The organism is Streptomyces sp. P3 (assembly GCF_003032475.1).
Lineage (GTDB): Bacteria > Actinomycetota > Actinomycetes > Streptomycetales > Streptomycetaceae > Streptomyces.
This window is the reverse complement of sequence record NZ_CP028369.1, coordinates 5,033,164-5,051,128: the sequence shown is the minus strand read 5'-3', so window position 1 is coordinate 5,051,128 and position 17,965 is coordinate 5,033,164. Positions and strand designations below refer to the sequence as shown.

The window sequence follows — 17,965 nt, the reverse complement described above, 5'->3', positions numbered from 1 at the left end:
TCGCTGGATGCTCGATGCCCCCACCCGCTCTGGCGGCACCGCCGCGGCCCCTCCCCGGGCCATCGCCACGGAGCTCGCCGTCCCCGCCGTCCCGCCCGTGGTGACGGGTGTCCTCACACCCGCCGTCCCACCCGTCGTCGCCCGCGTCACGGCTCCGGTCCCCGCGCCCGGCGGTCTCGCCGCGCGATGCACGGCAGTGCTGCTCTCGCCCTGGTCCCGCCTGGCTCTGCTGGTCGCCCTGCTCGTCGCGGCCGCCACGAGCGTGCTGCTCTTCGAGCCGCAGAAGCTGCTCGCGGACGGCTGGCCACCGCAGTTGGGCGGCCCGTCGGCCGCCGTCGTCTTCGCGGTGGCGTACGGACTGTGCACGGTGGCGTTCGTGCCGAGACCGCTGCTGAACCTGGCCGCGGGCGCGTTGTTCGGCTCACAGTGGGGCATCGCGGCGGCGCTGGCGGGCACGGTACTGGGGGCCGGCACGGCCTTCGGGCTGGGCCGGCTGCTCGGCCAGGACGCCCTGCGTCCGCTGCTGCGCGGACGGCTGCTCACGGCGGCGGACGGACAGCTCAGTCGGCACGGCCTGCGCTCGATGCTGGCGGCCCGGCTGTTCCCGGGCGTTCCGTTCGCGGCCGCGAACTACTGCGCCGCCGTCTCGCGGATGAGCTGGCCGTCCTTCCTGACCGCGACCGCACTCGGCTCGGTCCCGAACACGGCCGCGTACGTCGTGGCCGGGGCCCGCGCCTCCTCCCCCACCTCACCGGCCTTCCTGATCGCCCTGGGCTGCATCGCCCTGCCGGCGCTCGGCGGCGCGGCGGTCGCCTGGCGCAAACGCCACCACCTGCGCCGCGCGTGACGCGGTGACCGGTCCGTCCGGCTCCCACGCCCGGTCCCGTCCTGCCGACCGCACCTTCCGAACCTCCCGTACACCGGCGGCTCCTCGGCCCGTACCCCGGATCAGGTCAGGGGTTCCCCCCGCGCAGCCCGTCGGACGCGGGCCAGTCGTACACGCGCAGGCGCGACACCGCGACACCGCCGGGCAGGCCCGCGTACCCGCTCACCAGGGATGCTCCTCGAGGTACTTGGCGATCTCCGGCCGCTCCCAGGCGCCGTCGGCCACGACGACGCGATAGCGGCGCGTGAGCGTCTCGCCGGGGGCGAGCTCCAGTTCGTCGAAGAACGCCCAGGACGGGGCGATGCCCGCGAAGGGCTCGTTGCGGACGAACCAGTGTGCGGGGTGCGCGCCCCGGGCGCCGTCGTGGTCGTTCTCGGGCGCGTGTGCGAAGACGACGGTGGCGTGGCCGTCCGCGCCGTCGTGCTCGCCGGACAGGGCGAGCCAGGGGCTCTGCGAGGCCATCAGCCCCGGCCCCTCCCCGTCCGGGCCGATGATGCGGCCGTCCCGGAAAGCGCGCGGGCCGCGCCAGAACAGGCCCGTGTAGCCGGCCATCTCCCGCCCCGCGGTGGTCGGGCTGCCGAAGCGCAGCGGCTCCTCCCGGCAGTTGACGACGGCGCTGGTCCAGGTCAGCGCCCAGGAGCCGGAGGCGTGGTCGACGTCGTGCACCTCGATCCGGCGGGACTCCCGCGCCCACAGCTCCCCGCTGTGCGGCCGCCAGTCCAGGCGCTCGGCGATGACGACCCGGCCGTCTTCCGCGGCGACCTCGTCGAAGCCCGCGTGTGTCATGGAGCCGACGCGCTCCGGCAGTTCGAGATAGCCGTCTCCGTGGACGTACGAGTTGCCGCCCCACAGGTTGGCCCCGGAGAGGTGGGAGGCGGTGAGCGACAGTCCCTTGTGCCAGCGGTGGTCGTTCGGGCGGTAGTCGGTGACGACGTCGCCGGCCAGGGTCCTCATCGGGTGGAGGTACGGCTTCGGCGCCTCCCACGCGGCCTCCGGACGGTAGACGTAGGCGAGAAGTTCGACGCCGGTGGCCGGGGCGGTGACCGTGACGCGGTCGCCGTGGGCGTGGACGAGCCGCAGCTCCCCGGTCATGCGGGTACCTCCGCCTGCGCCGGGCCCGGGGCGGCGCCGGTGCCCGTACCCGTGCCCGTACCGGGAGCCCAGCCCGGGGCGCCGCCGTGGAGCGCCGTGTAGTAGGGGTCGCCGGGCCCGATCTCGCCCCGCCGTACCGTCGTGTCGGTGAACGCCGACTTGTACAGGGCGGTGACCAGTTCCAGGCTGGTGCGTCCGTCGGCACCGCTGCTGCGCGGCCGTCGGCCGGCGCGCATGCTCGCGACCAGCTCCCGCAGCTGCGCGAGGTGCGAACTGGGGACGTCCGCGCCGAAGTCGCGCCAGGCCGCCGCCTCGTCGCCCGGCACACCGGGGGCGGGGGTGACGCGCCAGTCGGCGTTGGAATGGCCGTAGAGGTGGGTGAGCTCGACGGTGGCGCGCTCGCAGTCGATGCGGATACGGCTGACCTCGTCGGGGCTCAGGACGCTGTTGACGACCGTGGCCAGGGCTCCGCTCTCGAAGCGGACCAGCGCGGTGGACACGTCCTCCGTCTCCACGGCGTGCACGAGCCGGCCGGCCATCGCCCGCACCTCGCTCCACGGGCCCAGGAGGTCGAGCATGAGGTCCATCTGGTGGATGCCGTGGCCCATGGCCGGGCCGCCGCCCTCGGTCTCCCAGCGACCGCGCCAGGGGACGGCGTAGTACGCGGTGTCGCGGTACCAGGTGGTCTGGCAGTGCACGACGAGCGGCCGTCCGAGGGCCTGCTCGGCGAGCAGCCGCCGCACGTGCCGCGTCCCCGAGCCGAAGCGGTGCTGGAAGACGATCGACGAGTACGGGCCACCCTGAGTGCCCTCCTCCGCCTCCACCGCCGCGTAGTCGGCGAGGGTCGGCACGGGAGGCTTCTCGCACCACACCCAGGCGCCCGCCCGCAACGCGGCCACGCTCTGCTCACGATGCAGGGTCGGCGGGGTGCAGATGGTCACGAGGTCGGGGCGCTGCTCCGCCAGCATCCGCTCCAGATCGGTGTACGGGTGCGGGACCCCGCCATCGGCGCAGAACGCCCGGACGGCGGTGGCATCGATGTCAACGGCCGCCACGACCTCGGTCTCGCCCTCGGCGGCGAGCTGCTGGAGGGCGGGCAGGTGGGAACCGCGGCCGATGGCGCCGACGCCGACGACAGCGGCCCGGATGCGGCGGCCGTCGAGTGGGATCCGGGGCGGAGTGGAGGGGGACATGGACGTGATCAGCACTCCTGTGACGTGCGGCCGTTCAGCCGGGCGGGCCAGCGACGAGCGGGAAGCGTCCAGTACGTGGGCACAGCAAGCGCTTTCCCGTCGGCAGCAACGTATGCGGCGCCCGGGCGGCCGGTCAACCATGCGAACCCGTGCCGCGGCCCCGCCGCGGGCCGCCCGCGGACGGTCCCCGCAACCCCTCTCCGGCCTGACCCCGAAACCCGGCGTCGCGGCCCGGCCGTAGACCGAACCCGCATCGCGGGCCGATGGGGGGCACCTGCCGGGCTCCGGACGTGACGTCCCCGAAACCCCTGTGAACGAGGCGGCACACCAGACCGCTACGCTTCCTTTGCACAGTCTTGAATCAACGGTCGCGGCGGCCCGCCGTCGCCGTCGCCCCGCTCCGATCGGCACTTGGACTCCGTAACCTCATGTCTTGGTTTGAATCCCTCATCCTCGGACTCGTCCAGGGGCTGACCGAGTTCCTCCCCGTCTCCTCCAGCGCGCACCTGCGGCTGACCGCGGCGTTCTCCGGGTGGGAAGACCCCGGCGCCGCCTTCACGGCGATCACGCAGATCGGCACGGAGGCCGCGGTCCTCATCTACTTCCGCAAGGACATCGGGCGGATCATCGCGGCGTGGAGCCGGTCACTGTTCGACAAGACGATGCGCAAGGACCACGACGCCCAGATGGGCTGGCTGGTGATCGTCGGTTCCATCCCGATCGGCCTGCTGGGTGTGACCCTGAAGGACCAGATCGAGGGACCGTTCCGCGACCTGCGGATCACCGCCACCATGCTCGTCGTCGTCGGCATCGTGATCGGCGTCGCCGACCGTCTCGCGGCCCGGGACGAGACGGGCGGGAAGCACCGTGCGCCCAAGCAGCGCAAGACCCTGGAGAACCTGGGCGTCAAGGACGGCCTGATCTTCGGCCTCTGCCAGGCCTGCGCGCTGATCCCCGGCGTCTCGCGTTCCGGCGCCACCATCAGCGGCGGCCTGTTCATGGGCTACAAGCGCGAGGCCGCGGCGCGTTACTCCTTCCTGCTCGCCATCCCGGCCGTGCTGGCCTCCGGGGTCTTCGAGACGAAGGACGCGCTGGAGGGCGGCCACGTGGCGTGGGGGCCGACGCTGTTCGCGACAGTGATCGCCTTCGCGACGGGCTACGCGGTCATCGCCTGGTTCATGAAGTTCATCAGCACCAAGTCGTTCATGCCGTTCGTCTATTACCGCGTCGTCCTCGGCATCGTCATCATCGCCCTGGTCGCGACGGGCGCGCTCAGCCCGCACGCGGCGGAGTCCGCGGGCTGACGCGTCAGCCCGGCCGGGCAGGACGGGACTCGGGACGCCGAGCGGCGGGCAAGGCAACTCACCGCGGCGCCGGGCCGGTTGATCGATCAACCGTGACCAAGCCCATATCGGCCGGCGTAGCCGTCCGGTAGCGCAGTGTCAGTGCTTGCGCCTAGGCTTGGCGCATGTCCCCCACTTCTGTCTCCCCTGGTTCCGTGCGGTCCGCTGCCGAGGTGAACGAGCGGATCCGGGCCCTCTGGATGCGCTCCGGCGGGTCGCTGTCCACCCAGGAGCGGGCAGAATACGAGCTGTTGGTCGTGGAGTGGGCCTCGGCGATCCGCGGCGAAGTGGTCAAGGCGGCCTGAGCCCCCGCCGCCCTGGAGCCCCCGTGACCGAGCGGGTGACAAGGGGCGAGAGCCAGGATCGCCCCAGCCGGGTGCGGCCGTCGCCTGCCGCGTCCACGGTGCCCGTCGCCGTCGGCGGGCGACATCATGGACCGACAGTCGAGAGAGCCGAACCGTGAGACTGATCAGCGACGCCGGGTACAGCGAAGTGATCCTCTCCGCGTCCGCGGAGGAACTGACGCGACTGGCGACCGCGGTGGCGCAGGGCGACGGCATCCTCCGCTCCGCCTCCTCACCGGGCGACAACGCCCTGGCCGGCGTCGAGGTCGAAAGGACGGACGGTCCCGGCGTCCTGATCCGCCGGGACGCCGGGCGGCAGTTCCTCGTCATCAGCGGTGACTCCGCCGGCAGAGCCGTGCTCGCGGGGAACCTGCTGGAGATGGCCACCGCGGAGGACGGCGGCCATCTCCACGTCGACCACTTCCCCGGCCACTACTACCTCGCCGAGGGGTCGTTGCCCCTGGTGGTCGAGAGCCCGCACGGAGGCATGCCCACCGGCGAGCAGCCGACCGCCGGATGATCGTCGGCAACCGGCGGTCGGCGGCGGGACCCCGCGACGGCCGGGCGACCCCTCGCACGCTTGCGATCTCGTCCACGTGGTGAACGGGGAACCCGGGCCGGGGGACGCGGACCCGGGACGATCCGAGCGGCACCCGCCGCTCGGCTCAGGGCGTGCCGTTGTCCTCGGAGTTGCCGTTGCCGTTGAACGTCCACACGGCTTGGCTGCCGGGGCCGACGACCAGCGTCGAGTGACCGATCCGCTCGATGTGCCGTTCCGGCACGGGCCGGTTGAGTGACATCTCGACCCGCTGCAGACCGGCTTGATCGCGTGGGACGGCGTCGAGTCGGATCGTGGTGCCACCCCGCTCCGCGACGACCCCGCCGTCCGTCACGGTCCGGACGGCGAACCCGCCGGCCCGGAGCAACGGCACGGTGTCGGCCAGGTCGCCCTCGGTGACCGCGAGCCGGACGGAGGTCACGTCTCTCATCAGGTGGGTGCGGTAGTCGTCGGAGAGGTAGCGCTCCCTGCCGACGTCACCGGGAAAACCCGCCGGCTCGGTGTGGCCGCGAGGATCGGCGAAGTACTCCGGCCGGTACTCCATCGCCCAGGCCCCGAAGGCGTCGTACTCGGTGGTGGTGAGAACGGCGTCGAACCACGGCACGGGCACTCCGTCACCGAAGTCCCTGGTCTGGAGGAATCCGACGGGGTCGGCGACCCCCTCGCTCTTCAGTCGCTCGGTGACCGTCGCCAGGTCTCCCTCTCGTTCGGTCGACAGGCCCAGCCCGGCGGAGCCGAGGGTGCCGTCCTGGCCGGCGATGTCACCGACTCCGAACAGCTCGAGGTAGGTCTCGCGGCCCATCAGATAGCGGCCGGTCCAGGTCTGCCCGCCGGTCCCGGTCGTGGTGCGGACCTGGAATTCGGCGAAGTCCGAGAGATAGCCGGAGTGTTCGATGGCGTCGGCGGTCTCCCGGTCGAGGACCCCGTAGGAGTGGTTGTAGAACAACAGCTGCCGGTCGGACGAGGGTCTGCTCCCGTCGGCCTGTGCCGTCCCCGCGCCACCCCCGATCGCCCCGGCGAGGGTCACAGCGAGCACGACGATCATCCGTAACGTCCGACGCATCAGCATGCGAACGATCGTAGGACGGGAAGGGCTCGACCAAGGTTCTTTTCGAACGACGGCGGAGCGGCTGACGCCTGACGTTCCACAAGGCACGCGGCACGACACCGCCCCTCGGTGGCGTACGCCCGGTCAACCTCTGGGCGCACGCGGACCGTGGCCGTACGACCTCAGCTCCACAGGTGCTCCCTTCTCCCGGGTGACGCGCTCACTGCGCCCCGACCGGAGGATTGGTGTCGGCGGGGAGGACATCCGCTGCCCGCACCGCACCTCACCGCACCTCACCGCACCAGAGACTGGAGCCCCCATGTTTCCTGTGAGTTCCCTGCTGCGCACCCACAAGGCGGTTTCCCTGGCCGTGGTCGTCGCGATGGCAGCCGCCGCTGCCGCGGTCACCGGCGTCACCGCGGCGTCCGGCCACCCGGGAGAACGGCCGGCGAGGGCGAGCGTCACCGGGACCGCCTCGTTCCGTCTGCCGTACCTGGAGGACGCCGACATCCGCTCGCTGACCTTCGACGCGCACGCGGCTCCCTTCAGCAAGCCGATCCCGGGTGTTCCCGGCGGACTGCCGACGGACGCGTACGGCACGGTGAAGGTCTCCCACTACTCTGCGGAGCGGGACATCACCTACACCGCCGAAGGCACGGTCGACTGCCTTGCCACCGCCCCGGGCAGCGCCACCCTGACCGCGGTCATCACCAAGGTGAGCCCCGGAGGTCCGGACTGGCTGAAGAAGCGGCTGGGGTTCAGCGTCCACGACGGCGGCGCGGACCGGCCCGAAGGCGCGTCGCGGGACCGGGTGGGCTTCTCCTGGGACGGCGGAGTGAACTGGACGATCACCGCTGACGAGCACATGGATTCGGTGAATTCATGCATGGCACCCGCCGCCTTCGCGCCCGTCACGAAGGGCGGGTACCGGGTCAGGCACGCCGATATGCCTCTCTGGTCGACGAACTGACCCCCACACCGACGGTCGCTTCGTCCTCCTCACCATCCGCGGAACCCGGACGGCGGTGCGCGCGCTTCCCGCCACCGCACCCGACACGCGTCCCCTTCGGCCTCGGTCGTTCATGAGTCCCCGTCAGTACACCGACGGGGACCAATGAACGATCGAGGTCAGATGATGCCCCGGTTACGAAGTTTCTCCATCCGCTGTCCGGCCGAGAAGGCGCGCGCGATACTGCCGCCGACAGCCGGGCCGGCCGCCGCGCACTTCGTGCCGTAGTGCACCCCGAGTGTGATCACCACCAGGATGAACACGTACGCAGACGTATCCTTGAGCCTTCCCGCCTGAACACCGGCACCAATCGTCGCGATGATCATGGCGTAGAGCAGCATCGTCCACCACCACTGCTCATAACCACGGGCAAAACGACGGCTCGCGTCAGGCGCGGTCGACAGGATTCTCTGGGATTTATCCAGCAGATCATTTGCCGTCGCCCAGACGGCCCAATTGGTCAAGGCGACGGCCACTGCCCCTCCCGCGCAAGTCCATGGCCATACCCAGTACCATTCGGGGCTGAAAGTGGAGAGTACGGTCGTCGGGACCGCGACCAAAGCCATGGAACGCATCGCGACCTCAGTACAGCGGGCCCGAAACCCCGGTATTCCACGCGTCGTCACCCGAGCCAGCACCGTCTGATAAAACTTGGCCGCCACCAGCCCCTGGGACAGGGCGATGACTTTGGCATGAAGCTCAGATCCGGCGGGCAGCCCTTCCGCCTCACCGACCACGATGTCCGCTGCAGTAGCCAGGGCGGTCTTGGATACGATGAACCACCACGCCAGCGAGGACAGAGCGGTAAAGAAGAGCAAGTATCTGTCGTAGGCGCCCCTGAAAGCGGATTCGTCGCGCCACTGTCGCCACTGCTCGAACTGGGTTGAGAATTCGCGCGAGGTAGGAGCTATTCGAGCGGCCAGGTACTTGGCGGCACTCTCCCCTGCAACCGGTTCTTGGCGGACGAGTTCGAAACAGAAGGCCAGCCTTTGGCGAAGAACGTCATACCTGAGGCCTGGCGCATGGGGCATGGCCAGCAGCCGCCGCTCTGGGCGTTCTTCTATCAGGTCCTCCAAAAGTCGCCCCAGATTTGGGCTGGTGGACCAGATGATCTCCGGCGTCCGCCCGTCGCGCGGCGGCGTGCTGGCCAGGATCTGCATCAGAATGATGCCGAGGGAGTAGACGTCAGCAGTCTGTGACGCCTTCTTGTTGTTCTTGATCTCGGGAGCGACGTAAACGGCGTCGTCGTGTTCAGCGATTCCGACCTGCCGGCTGTAAAGGTGATTTATCCCCAGGTCAATGAGCTTCGCGTTGCCCTGTGGGTCGATGATGATGTTGTTGGGCGACAGGTCGAGATGCTGACGCTGGGGATCGGCCTCAAAGATCGGCTGCCGGCAGGAGAGTTCATGCAAGGCATTCGTGATCTTGTCCGCCACATACTCCGCCATAGCAATCCTGGCAGCCATTCCCGGAGTCCCTGCTTCGAATTCGGCGAGACTCTCTCCGAGGGTCTTTCCCTCCTGAAACGGCATCAGCACCCACTGCCCGGACGAAGCTGTCGGCTTGACCACTTGCGGCGAAACAGCCTCGGCGCCATAGCGCTGAGCGTACTGGTCGGTCGCCTTGGAGATGGCGGATAGTTTGTTCCAGGGAAACAGAACACACTTGACAGCCAACGCGCTACGAGCCCCCGCTTCGTTGTCCGGTATTCGCTTATAGCCTCGCAGGATGAATGAAGTGGTTCCTGCCTTATGGTACTCCAAGCTCGAAAAGTCAATAGTCGACCAGAATCCCGCTTCACCTGAGGTGGTCGCGGGGTGCCCGACGGGTCCGTAGACCAACTCGATCGCCCGGCCGATCGCAAGGTCGGGGAACAACGAGCCGGCATAGAGATCGGCTAAGCGCTGTTTCTCGGCATCGGGTGACTCGAAACGTCGAGCCAGGAGGGTCACGTTGAGGCTGATCAGCGAGACAAACCCAATAACAGGTGCCGTGGGCCCATCCGGCTCATCCAGCAGGCGCAGGCGTGCCGTACGACAGGCGTCTGAGAACTTGCTGTTGTCCGTTCTCTCGAAATCGTAGTCGGTGATGTGGTCCAGAATGTCCCGGAGAACAGCCACCGTCGCGGCCGTCATCACTGACTCATCGACGGTTTCCAAGAGGTGCCGTCTGCCTTCTGGCGTGGTCCGGCCGTTCAGTTCTTCGAGCAGCACATCAGCAAAGGCTTCGCTTGGCGTCGCGCTCATAACTGCCCCCGTGTTCCCTGTCGGTCTGTCCGATCCACACGCAGCGTGGACCGGCTCTGCCGCATCCGACGCCGCAGTCAATCAGTAGTGACGTCCACAGACCTGCCCTTCTTGTTGGTCCGGTATCCGTCCACGATCCACAGCCGTTCCGCCGCGTCTGCCGGACGGGCTGCCGGCTCGATGACGGGCAGCGGCCCCAGCCGACGGACGACTCGGCACGCCGTCACAGGCGAGCATCCGAACAGCGGGGCGAGCTGCCGCACAGTGAGGTTCGTACGGTGGTACACGGCAACCAGCGGCACGCGGTCCGCCGACGGCAGGCACCACGGACGGCCGCCACCGGGCCCGCTCCTACCCCGTTCACGGACCGCCTTCAGCAGCCGCTCGGACCGCCGCATCCGCGGTCCCGTGAACGTCTCCACCTCCACCCACAACGGCTCAGCCCTCAACACCCCACGCATGCGGGGCGAATACCCGCTTCGCGGTCTTCCGCAACACGGTTCAGCAGAGGGAGCCGATTTGGAGAGCGCGACTTCGTACGCGTCCAGAGTCGGCCATGAGGCACGCGGCACACGACGGTAGGTCAACGCTCCTGTGCTCTGTGGAGAGCGGTCAGCGCTCCGCCTTCCGCCGGATGCCGGATCGCGCGAGACTGCACCATGGCATTCCCGGGACGGCCGTCGCCACCTCCGCCGCAGGGACCGGCCGCTGTCCTCAGCGGGCACGGCGGAGCGGTGAACGCGGTGGCCTTCAGCCCGGACGGACGGCTGCTGGCGTCCGGAAGCAGCGACCGGACCGTGATCCTCTGGGACGTCACGGATGCCTCCCGCCCGGCCCGTGCCGCCCACCTCACCAGCCATCGCAGAGCGGTGAACGCGGTGGCCTTCAGCCCGGACGGACGGCTGCTGGCGTCCGGAAGCACCGACTGGAGCGGATCCTCTGGGACGTCACGGACCTGGCGAACCCGACCCGGTCGGCGATCCTTGTCCATGAACGCCCCGGCTGGGTGTTTCGCGACGGCTGGCGGCAAGGCGGTGTCCACGCGGTGAGTTTCAGCCCGGACGGACGGTTCATCGCCTGCGCCAGCGACCGCACCGTGATCATCTGGGATGTCTCCGACCGGGCACGGCCGAGCCGGTGCGCCCGTGTCACCCACCAACGGCACGTCTGGCGGTCAGGTCCCGTCATGTCGGTGATGTTCAGTCCCGACGGACGGTTACTGGCCTCGGGTTCCGACGGCGACAAGAACACCGGGGTCCTGTGGGATGTCCGCGAGCCGGCGCATCCGGTCCCAACCGCCGTCGTCCGACCGCAGGCCCGCGATTGGCCCAAGGCGCTGTCCGCGGGCGGGGCGCCGGCCGTCCATTCGGTGGGGTTCAGTCATGACGGACGGCTCCTGGCCACCGGTAGCGGGGATCTGGGCGTTGTCTCCGGCACCTACGGGTCGTGGCGGCAAGGAGCCGTCACGGTGTGGGACGTCACCGACCCGGCACATCCCGTGAGGACGGGCACAGCCACCCTCCCCCTGGCCGGTCTCGGGGACACGGGGCAGATGTATGCGGTGGCGTTCCGTCCGGACGGCCGGTTGCTGGCCTCCGGATGTGAGAACGCGGCCGTGACCCTGTGGGATGTCACCGACCCCACGCACCTGACCCCGGCCGCCCATCTCACCGGCCACCGCAAGGCTGTACGGAGTCTGGCGTTCAGCCCGGACGGACGAATGCTCGCCGGCTGCGGCATCGACACGACGGTGAGGCTGTGGGAAACGAGCTGACGGTGCGCGCTGTTTCCCGTGCTTCGAGGGCCGGGACAGGACTTCGGGCCCGGCCGACAGTCCACCAGGGATTCACGGCCCCGATCGACACTCCAGCAGCCACCCGGAGAAAACGGCCAGTTGAAGAGTCACGTGCGTGCCCCAGCAGCCCGTGGACGCCCATCGCGCGCGGGTCGGGCGGAGACGAGCACGGAGAGCCCGAGCATCGACTCTCCTCGGCTTCACGGTCGCAGCCACGGAAAGGGCTGCGAACACATCGTGATGATCTAGGTCAAGGCGTGTTCACAGCCCTCTACGGGCGGCGGGACTTGCAGCCGTCAACTCCCGGGGGACGACAACTGTCTACCGCTTTCCAGCCAGACGCCCTAGCATCTCGATGACCTTTGGATCGCCACAACTCGGCTTAACCATAGGCCTGTTGAGGTATCACAGCGTGCGATGGGAGTGACGATGGCGGCCCGAAACCTATGGGACGAGATGCCGACGACCGTGCCGGGCTCGGCGGTGGAGCGGCAGTTGGGCGCCGGTCGATACGCCTTTCGCTCACGGACCAGTTCGGTGTCGTGGTGGGGCTCGTTCATGCTTCTCCTGGTTACCGCCTTCTGCGTGATGATGGTCTTCGTCATCAGTGGTGAGAGCAAGTGGACGAACGCGATCCTCTTCATCGTCCTCGGCGGGTGCGCCTTCCTCGGGGCGATCACCGTTCCCTTGGCCGCACGGTTCAAGCCGGTGCATTGGTGTGCCGTTTTCGAGAACGGTGTCGTGTACCAGTACGGTTCACAGCCCCCGATCGCCGGCGCCTGGGACGAGATCACCGGATGTCAGCGACACGCGACGGACCTCGTACGCAACGGGGTCACGGTGTCCACCACACATTCCGTGTACGTCCAGATGCAGGCCGGCAATTTCACGGTGTCGGGTGACACGCCTGACGCGCAGGAGATCGGCGCCCTGATCGCGAACGGCTGGGCCGCGACCCAGAACCGGATCGCCGAGGAGGACGCCAGGGCCCGAATGGCCGAACTCGGCGAGTTGTTGCAGACCGGCGGCCGGGCGGCGTTCGGACCGTTCACAGTGAGCCTGGCCGGCCTCGAGCACGGGGGCACCGTCACGGACTGGAAGAGGATCAGTGAGGTCGAGCTGATGGGATCGACCATCTGCGTGGTGGTGACCGGTGAGCTCAAGCCGGTCCGGGTGCCGGTCTCCGACGTGGCGGACGCCGTTCTGTTCCTCACCGCATCGGACGCCTTGCGACGGGCCTCCCGGCAGTCCAGGTGAGTCGCAGCCATGTGAGTCGCAGACCAGGTGAGTCAGGACCGCCCTGCCCCACCGATACCCGCCCGCCCGGGCTCCGCCCCGCGGAGCCGGGGCGTCCATCACCTCCTCGCCACCAGTACCAGCCGCTACCACCGCAACCGCTGTCTGGACGCCCTCAGGAACGGGGGCTACGACATCACCGCCCTGGAGAGTCCCGCTGACATTGCCGCACGCGCTCGGCATGTCCGTGACATCTGGACCGGCGACTGCACGGGCAACCTCCGTTCTGCCCCCGGACGCCACGTGGCCCGCACGGGTGACCGCCTGCCGCTTGCGGCCGACGTGCTCCAGCGGAACCGAGCAACGGGTCGAAAATCGGTGGCCACCTGAGATGACCGGGCCCACTCTGTACGCCATGGAAGAACCGCTCCACAGGATCCGCGCGCTCCACACAGCGTCCACGATCACCGTCTACCAGGCTTACTCCTCCGAGATCGGACTGCCTGCCATCCGAGACGGCCGTTTTCCGGCCGCGTGGAAGCCTGGCCGCATGACGTGGATCAAGCCCAGTTTCCTGTGGATGATGTACCGATCCGGCTGGGGCACGAAGGAGAGCCAGGAGACCGTCCTCGCCGTCGAGATCACTCGCGACGGCTTCGACTGGGCGCTGCGCCATGCCTGCCTGTCGAGTTACGTCCACGGACCGCATCCCGATCGCGGGACCTGGCAGCGTGACCTCAAGCGCGCACCGGCCCGTGTGCAGTGGGATCCCGAACGCGATCTGCACCTGCGTCCCCTGCCGTACCGCTCGCTGCAACTGGGGCTCTCGGGTGAGGCATCGTCGCGTTACGCGGACGAGTGGATCGTGTCCATCAGCGATGTGACTCCGCTCGCCCACGAGATCCGCGCACTCGTCAGGGAAGGCCAACTGGACTCGGCTGCCCGATTGCTCCCCAAGGAGCAGGAGTACCCCGCTGGAGCACAACTTCTGGCCCACCTGTCTCCCTGACCGGCAGGCCTGGTGGAGAGTGACGGTCGCTTCGGTGTGGAGCGCGCGGATGGGGAACTTCGCTTCCGGGTGGGCGGGTTGGTCATCGGGGTGGTGCCGGTCGTGCGCGTTCTTCGGTCTGTTCTCCTCGTTCACGGAGGCAGAGGCCGACCGCCCGCTCGTCCGTCGGGCCGCCGGATTACGCCATGCCCGCACCGATCCCGGCACAGACCTTGGCTGAGCAGCTCGCATGCCCAACACTCGGCCCATGACGCAGCGTGTGGAGCTCGCCGCCGTGATGGACCGGCTGGCCGTCGACGGATTGCTCACCGACTACGCGGTGGCGGTCGACGACGGGGACTGGACGGCGTACCGCGACCTGTTCACCCCGGACGGGCGGGCGGACTACCGCTCGGCCGGGGGCATCGAGGGGGATGCCGGGAGCGTCGCCTCCTGGCTCGCAGACAATCTGCGGGTGTTCGCGATGCGGCAGCATCTCCTCGTCAACCGCCGGGTGCGTTTCGGGATCCTGGAACAGGACGCGGGCGACACCGCCCGGGTGCAGGCCGACTACGTCAACCCGATGCGGTTCGCGGCCCAGGAGAACGGGGCGCCGCCCGGCGCGCCGGACTTCGTGTGCGGGGGCCGGTACGCCTTCGGTCTGCTGCGGACGCACGACGGCTGGCGGGTGCGGGAGGTCGCCGTACAGGAGAAGTGGCGGCGCATGTCCGGTTGAGCCGCGTCGAGGCGAGTCGAGGTGTCCCGACGGGCCGGGGCCCAGGGGGCGAGGAGTCCGGACAAGCCGGTGCGTCCGGTCGAGCGGCGGTGTCCCGACGGGCCCGGGGGTCCGGACAAACCGAGGCATCCCATCGAGCCGAGGCATCGGGACGAGCCGAGGCGTCCGGTCGAGCGGCGGTGTCGGTTCGGCTGAGTACGGGACACGCCCTGTCGGAGATCGTTCGCGGAGCGCACACTGAAGCTCAGCGCGGGTAGGGAGGTGTCGTATGAAAACGCTCGGACACTGGCTCACCTCCCCCCGGCGGCGTACGGCCGTGGCGGCCCTTGCGGGCGCGCTGCCCGTGGCGGCCTTCCCGGCACCTGCCCTGTGGTGGTGGGCGTATCTCGCCCTCGTCCCCTGGATCCTGCTCATCCGCTCCGCGCCGACGCCGCGGCGGGCCGCCTACGACGGCTGGAGCGGCGGGTTCGGGTTCATGCTGGCCATGCACCACTGGCTGCTGCCGGACCTGCATGTGTTCACCCTCGTCATCGCCGCGCTGCTGGGCGGCCTGTGGGCCCCCTGGGGCTGGCTGGTGCGCCGGTTCCTGGCGGACGAGGCCGTCCCCAGCCGGGGCCGGGTGCCGGGTGCGCTCCTCGTCCTGCCCTCCGGCTGGCTGGCCGTCGAACTCGTCCGCTCCTGGCAGGGTCTCGGCGGCCCGTGGGGCATGCTGGGAGCCAGCCAGTGGCAGGTGGAGCCGGCGTTGCGGCTCGCCTCGGTCGGCGGGGTGTGGCTGCTCAGCTTCCTGGTGGTGGCGGTCAACGTGGCGGCGGCCGTGCTGATCGCGCTGCCCGCGTCCCGGGCGCCGGCCGTCGCCGGGCTCCTGGCCACCGCCGTCACCGCCTCGGCCGCGTGGATGTGGGCCCCGCACCCGGACGGCGAGGGGCGGGCCCGGATCGCGGTCGTGCAACCGGGGGTGATCGACGGGACCGACCTGCGTTTCGACCGCGAGGAGCAGTTGACCCGCCGGTTGATCGGCGAGGACGTCGACCTGATCGTCTGGGGCGAGAGCAGTGTCGGGTACGACCTCGCCGAGCGGCCCGATCTGACCGCGCGGCTCGCGACGTTGTCCCGGGCGACCGGCGCCGACCTCCTCGTCAACGTGGACGCCCGCCGCTCCGACCGGCCCGGCATCTACAAGAGCTCGATCCTCGTCGGCCCGGACGGGCCGACCGGCGACCGGTACGACAAGATGCGGCTGGTGCCGTTCGGTGAGTACATACCGGCGCGCTCCCTGCTGGGCTGGGCCACGTCCGTCGGCAAGGCGGCCGGCGAGGACCGGCGGCGCGGCGGCGGTCAGGTCGTGATGCACGCCGGCCCCGGGCTGCGCGTCGGGCCGATGGTGTGCTTCGAGACGGCGTTCCCCGATATGAGCCGCAGCCTCGCCGAGCACGACGCGGACGTCCTCGTCGCACAGTCGTCGACCTCCTCGTTCCAGCACAGCTGGGCGCCCGCGCAGCATGCCTCGCTGGGCGCGCTGCGCGCTGCCGAGACGGGACGGCCGTTCGTCCATGCGACGCTCACCGGCGTCTCGGCCGTGTACGACGCGAGCGGCCGGCGCATCGGCTCCTGGCTGGGCACTGAGGCGAGCACGACGGCCGTCTACGAGGTCCCGCTCGCCGACGGCGTCACCCCGTACGTGCGGTACGGGGACTGGCCGGTCGGTCTGGCCCTGCTGGTGCTCGCCGCAGTGGCGCTCTCGGAGGGTGCTCGGACGGTCAGGCTGCGGCGGGCCGCTGCCGCACCGCTCGGACCACCCGCTCGCACAGTTCGTGAGTCGCCAGCGCGTCCCGGGCGCTGAGCACCCTGCCCTCGCGCACGGCGTCGAGGAAGGCGAACACCGCCTGCTCGATGCCGCGCTGGCGGGACACCGGGACCCAGTCGCCGCGCCGGCGCACGCTCGGCTGCCCCTTGTGGTCGACGACCTCGGCGAGATTGACGACCTGCCGCTTGGTGTCCTGCCCGGACACCTCCAGGATCTCCTCGTTCGAGCCGCTGAGCCGGTTCATCACGCCCAGCGCGGTGAAGCCCTCGCCGGCCAGTTGAAGGACCACGTGGTGCAGCAGCCCGTCCTCGGCACGGGCGCGCACGGTCACGTCGTCGATCGGTCCGGGCACCAGGAAGCGCAGCGTGTCGACGACGTGGATGAAGTCGTCGAGGACCATGATGCGCGGCTCTTCGGGCAGCCCGATCCGGTTCTTCTGCATGAGGATCAGCTCACGCGGATGGTCGGCGCACTGCGCGTAGCCGGGCGCGAAGCGCCGGTTGAAGCCGACGGCGAGAGACGTGCCGCGCTCCTCCGCGAGTTCCACGAGCCGTTCGGAGTCCGCCAGTTCGTAGGCGAGAGGCTTGTCGACGTACGTCGCGACGCCCGCTTCCAGCAACCGGGCGACGATCTCGGGGTGGGCTGCGGTCGGCGCGTGCACGAAGGCCGCGTCCAGACCGGCGGCGAGGAGCGAGTCGAGATCGCGGTGACGCTGCTCGCGGGGCACGCGGAGGGTGGCGGCGACCCGGTCGAGGGTGGCCGGGGTACGGGTCTGCAGGTGGAGCTCGGTCCCGGGCAGGGCGCCCAGCACCGGCAGATACGCCTTCTGCGCGATGTCTCCGAGTCCGATGCAGCCGACCTTCACGGGAGCTCCCTCACTGCTTGTCACCTGCACGGCAGCATACGACCCCGCCCCGGGCGCCGGTCCCCCGTGCCGGCGACGGTGCCCATACGGTGCCCGCACGGCGACCGCACGGCGAGCCGGGACGAGGGGCGGGCGAGCCTCGAAAGCCGCTCACGGCCTCCGCGGCCTCGGAAAACCCGTGGTGACGGCGGCCGACGTGGACGAACATACGAGGATGACGACGCAGCGCACCGAACCAGCCCAGAACGCCGACGAACGCACCATGCTGGAAGGCTGGCTCGACTACCACCGGCAGACGCTGGCGTGGAAATGCGAGGGCCTCAGCGACGCGCAGTTGCGCACCGCCTCGGTGCCGCCGTCCGAGCTGTCCCTCATGGGTCTGGTGCGGCACATGGCCGAGGTGGAGCGCGGCTGGTTCCGCGCGGTCCTGGTGGGCGAGGACCCCGGCCCGATCTACTTCAGCGAGGACGATCCCGACGGCGAGTTCCACCTCACCGAGCAGGACACCTGGGACCACGCCCACACCGTCTGGCAGGCGGAGATCGAGGTGGCGCGGCAGAACGCGGCCGGCTTCGCCCTCGACGAGCTCTCCCGCGGCAAGAGCAGGTCCACCGACGAGCCGTTCAGTCTGCGGTGGATCTACACGCACATGATCGAGGAGTACGCCCGGCACAACGGCCACGCCGACCTGCTCCGGGAGCGCGTCGACGGCGCCACGGGGGAATGACGTCAGCACGGGCGGACCGGCTCCCTCGTACGAGGCCCGGGATCACCCGTGCGGGGCAACCTGCGCCCGTCCGCTGTCGCCCGGGCGGCCGGAA

Annotated in this window: 17 protein-coding genes and 2 pseudogenes; 12 read left to right on the top strand and 7 right to left on the bottom strand. The window is 69.9% G+C overall.

Features of this window, described 5'->3' with window-relative positions; translation table 11 throughout:
- Positions 1-7 precede the first annotated feature (7 nt).
- Positions 8-847 (top strand): TVP38/TMEM64 family protein, encoded by an 840-nt coding sequence (locus C6376_RS22790; protein ID WP_107445131.1) that lies wholly within the window; start codon positions 8-10, stop codon positions 845-847.
- Between the two features lie 109 nt (positions 848-956).
- On the opposite strand, the pseudogene C6376_RS22785 reads toward C6376_RS22790, so the two are convergent.
- The 3 genes and pseudogenes from C6376_RS22785 to C6376_RS22775 form a co-directional block, all read right to left on the bottom strand.
- Positions 957-1,055, bottom strand: a pseudogene (locus C6376_RS22785) (cupin); the annotation flags it as partial.
- Complete coding sequence (locus C6376_RS22780; RefSeq protein ID WP_107445130.1) at positions 1,049-1,978, bottom strand: PmoA family protein; 930 nt, start codon at positions 1,976-1,978, stop codon at positions 1,049-1,051. The gene C6376_RS22780 and the pseudogene C6376_RS22785, both read right to left, overlap by 7 nt.
- Complete coding sequence (locus C6376_RS22775) at positions 1,975-3,171, bottom strand: Gfo/Idh/MocA family protein (RefSeq protein ID WP_107449113.1); 1,197 nt, start codon at positions 3,169-3,171, stop codon at positions 1,975-1,977. The genes C6376_RS22780 and C6376_RS22775 overlap by 4 nt, the downstream gene beginning before the upstream one ends.
- 428 nt (positions 3,172-3,599) lie before the next feature.
- Between C6376_RS22775 and C6376_RS22770 the strand changes: the two genes are divergently transcribed.
- The 3 genes from C6376_RS22770 (at position 3,600) to C6376_RS22760 (ending at position 5,378) form a co-directional block, all read left to right on the top strand.
- Positions 3,600-4,475: an undecaprenyl-diphosphate phosphatase gene (locus C6376_RS22770; protein ID WP_107445129.1), complete on the top strand. Its 876-nt coding sequence runs from the start codon at positions 3,600-3,602 to the stop codon at positions 4,473-4,475.
- Positions 4,476-4,639: 164 nt separating this feature from the next.
- Entirely contained in the window at positions 4,640-4,819 is a 180-nt protein-coding gene (locus C6376_RS22765; protein WP_107445128.1) for a hypothetical protein, read from the top strand.
- A 154-nt stretch (positions 4,820-4,973) separates the two neighbouring features.
- Positions 4,974-5,378 carry a hypothetical protein gene (locus C6376_RS22760; RefSeq protein ID WP_107445127.1) on the top strand — a complete coding sequence of 135 codons (405 nt, stop codon included), beginning with the start codon at positions 4,974-4,976 and terminating at the stop codon, positions 5,376-5,378.
- 145 nt (positions 5,379-5,523) lie between these two features.
- On the opposite strand, the gene C6376_RS22755 is transcribed toward C6376_RS22760, so the two are convergent.
- Positions 5,524-6,462 (bottom strand): DUF5829 family protein, encoded by a 939-nt coding sequence (locus tag C6376_RS22755; protein ID WP_107445126.1) that lies wholly within the window; start codon positions 6,460-6,462, stop codon positions 5,524-5,526.
- A 322-nt stretch (positions 6,463-6,784) separates the two neighbouring features.
- Between C6376_RS22755 and C6376_RS22750 the strand changes: the two genes are divergently transcribed.
- Entirely contained in the window at positions 6,785-7,435 is a 651-nt protein-coding gene (locus C6376_RS22750; protein WP_216825599.1) for a hypothetical protein, read from the top strand.
- Positions 7,436-7,593: 158 nt separating this feature from the next.
- Here C6376_RS22750 and C6376_RS22745 read toward each other — a convergent pair whose 3' ends face one another.
- Both C6376_RS22745 and C6376_RS22740 read right to left on the bottom strand, forming a co-directional pair.
- Positions 7,594-9,720, bottom strand: coding sequence for a protein kinase (locus C6376_RS22745; RefSeq protein WP_107445125.1), 2,127 nt, complete (start codon positions 9,718-9,720; stop codon positions 7,594-7,596).
- A 125-nt stretch (positions 9,721-9,845) separates the two neighbouring features.
- A pseudogene (locus tag C6376_RS22740) lies at positions 9,846-10,181 on the bottom strand (transposase family protein); the annotation flags it as partial.
- A gap of 198 nt (positions 10,182-10,379) precedes the next feature.
- Between C6376_RS22740 and C6376_RS46445 the strand changes: the two are divergent.
- The 6 genes from C6376_RS46445 (at position 10,380) to lnt (ending at position 16,315) form a co-directional block, all read left to right on the top strand.
- On the top strand, positions 10,380-10,769 hold the full coding sequence (locus C6376_RS46445) for a WD40 repeat domain-containing protein (RefSeq protein ID WP_367881051.1): 390 nt from the start codon (positions 10,380-10,382) through the stop codon (positions 10,767-10,769).
- Positions 10,727-11,494, top strand: coding sequence for a WD40 repeat domain-containing protein (locus C6376_RS46160; RefSeq protein WP_367881050.1), 768 nt, complete (start codon positions 10,727-10,729; stop codon positions 11,492-11,494). The genes C6376_RS46445 and C6376_RS46160 overlap by 43 nt, the downstream gene beginning before the upstream one ends.
- Before the next feature lie 438 nt (positions 11,495-11,932).
- Entirely contained in the window at positions 11,933-12,772 is an 840-nt protein-coding gene (locus C6376_RS22730; RefSeq protein ID WP_319595067.1) for a DUF6585 family protein, read from the top strand.
- Between the two features lie 394 nt (positions 12,773-13,166).
- Complete coding sequence (locus C6376_RS22725) at positions 13,167-13,760, top strand: DUF4291 domain-containing protein (protein ID WP_107449110.1); 594 nt, start codon at positions 13,167-13,169, stop codon at positions 13,758-13,760.
- A gap of 247 nt (positions 13,761-14,007) precedes the next feature.
- Positions 14,008-14,475 (top strand): nuclear transport factor 2 family protein, encoded by a 468-nt coding sequence (locus C6376_RS22720; RefSeq protein WP_107445123.1) that lies wholly within the window; start codon positions 14,008-14,010, stop codon positions 14,473-14,475.
- A gap of 268 nt (positions 14,476-14,743) precedes the next feature.
- Positions 14,744-16,315: an apolipoprotein N-acyltransferase gene (lnt, locus tag C6376_RS22715; RefSeq protein ID WP_107445122.1), complete on the top strand. Its 1,572-nt coding sequence runs from the start codon at positions 14,744-14,746 to the stop codon at positions 16,313-16,315.
- Here lnt and C6376_RS22710 read toward each other — a convergent pair.
- Positions 16,233-17,144, bottom strand: a complete 912-nt coding sequence (locus C6376_RS22710) for a Gfo/Idh/MocA family protein (RefSeq protein WP_107445121.1) — start codon at positions 17,142-17,144, stop codon at positions 16,233-16,235. The two genes, lnt and C6376_RS22710, sit on opposite strands and share 83 nt — an antisense overlap.
- 214 nt (positions 17,145-17,358) lie before the next feature.
- Here C6376_RS22710 and C6376_RS22705 point away from each other — a divergent pair, with 214 nt between their 5' ends.
- Positions 17,359-17,871 (top strand): DinB family protein, encoded by a 513-nt coding sequence (locus tag C6376_RS22705; RefSeq protein ID WP_107445120.1) that lies wholly within the window; start codon positions 17,359-17,361, stop codon positions 17,869-17,871.
- Positions 17,872-17,965: the final 94 nt, after the last annotated feature.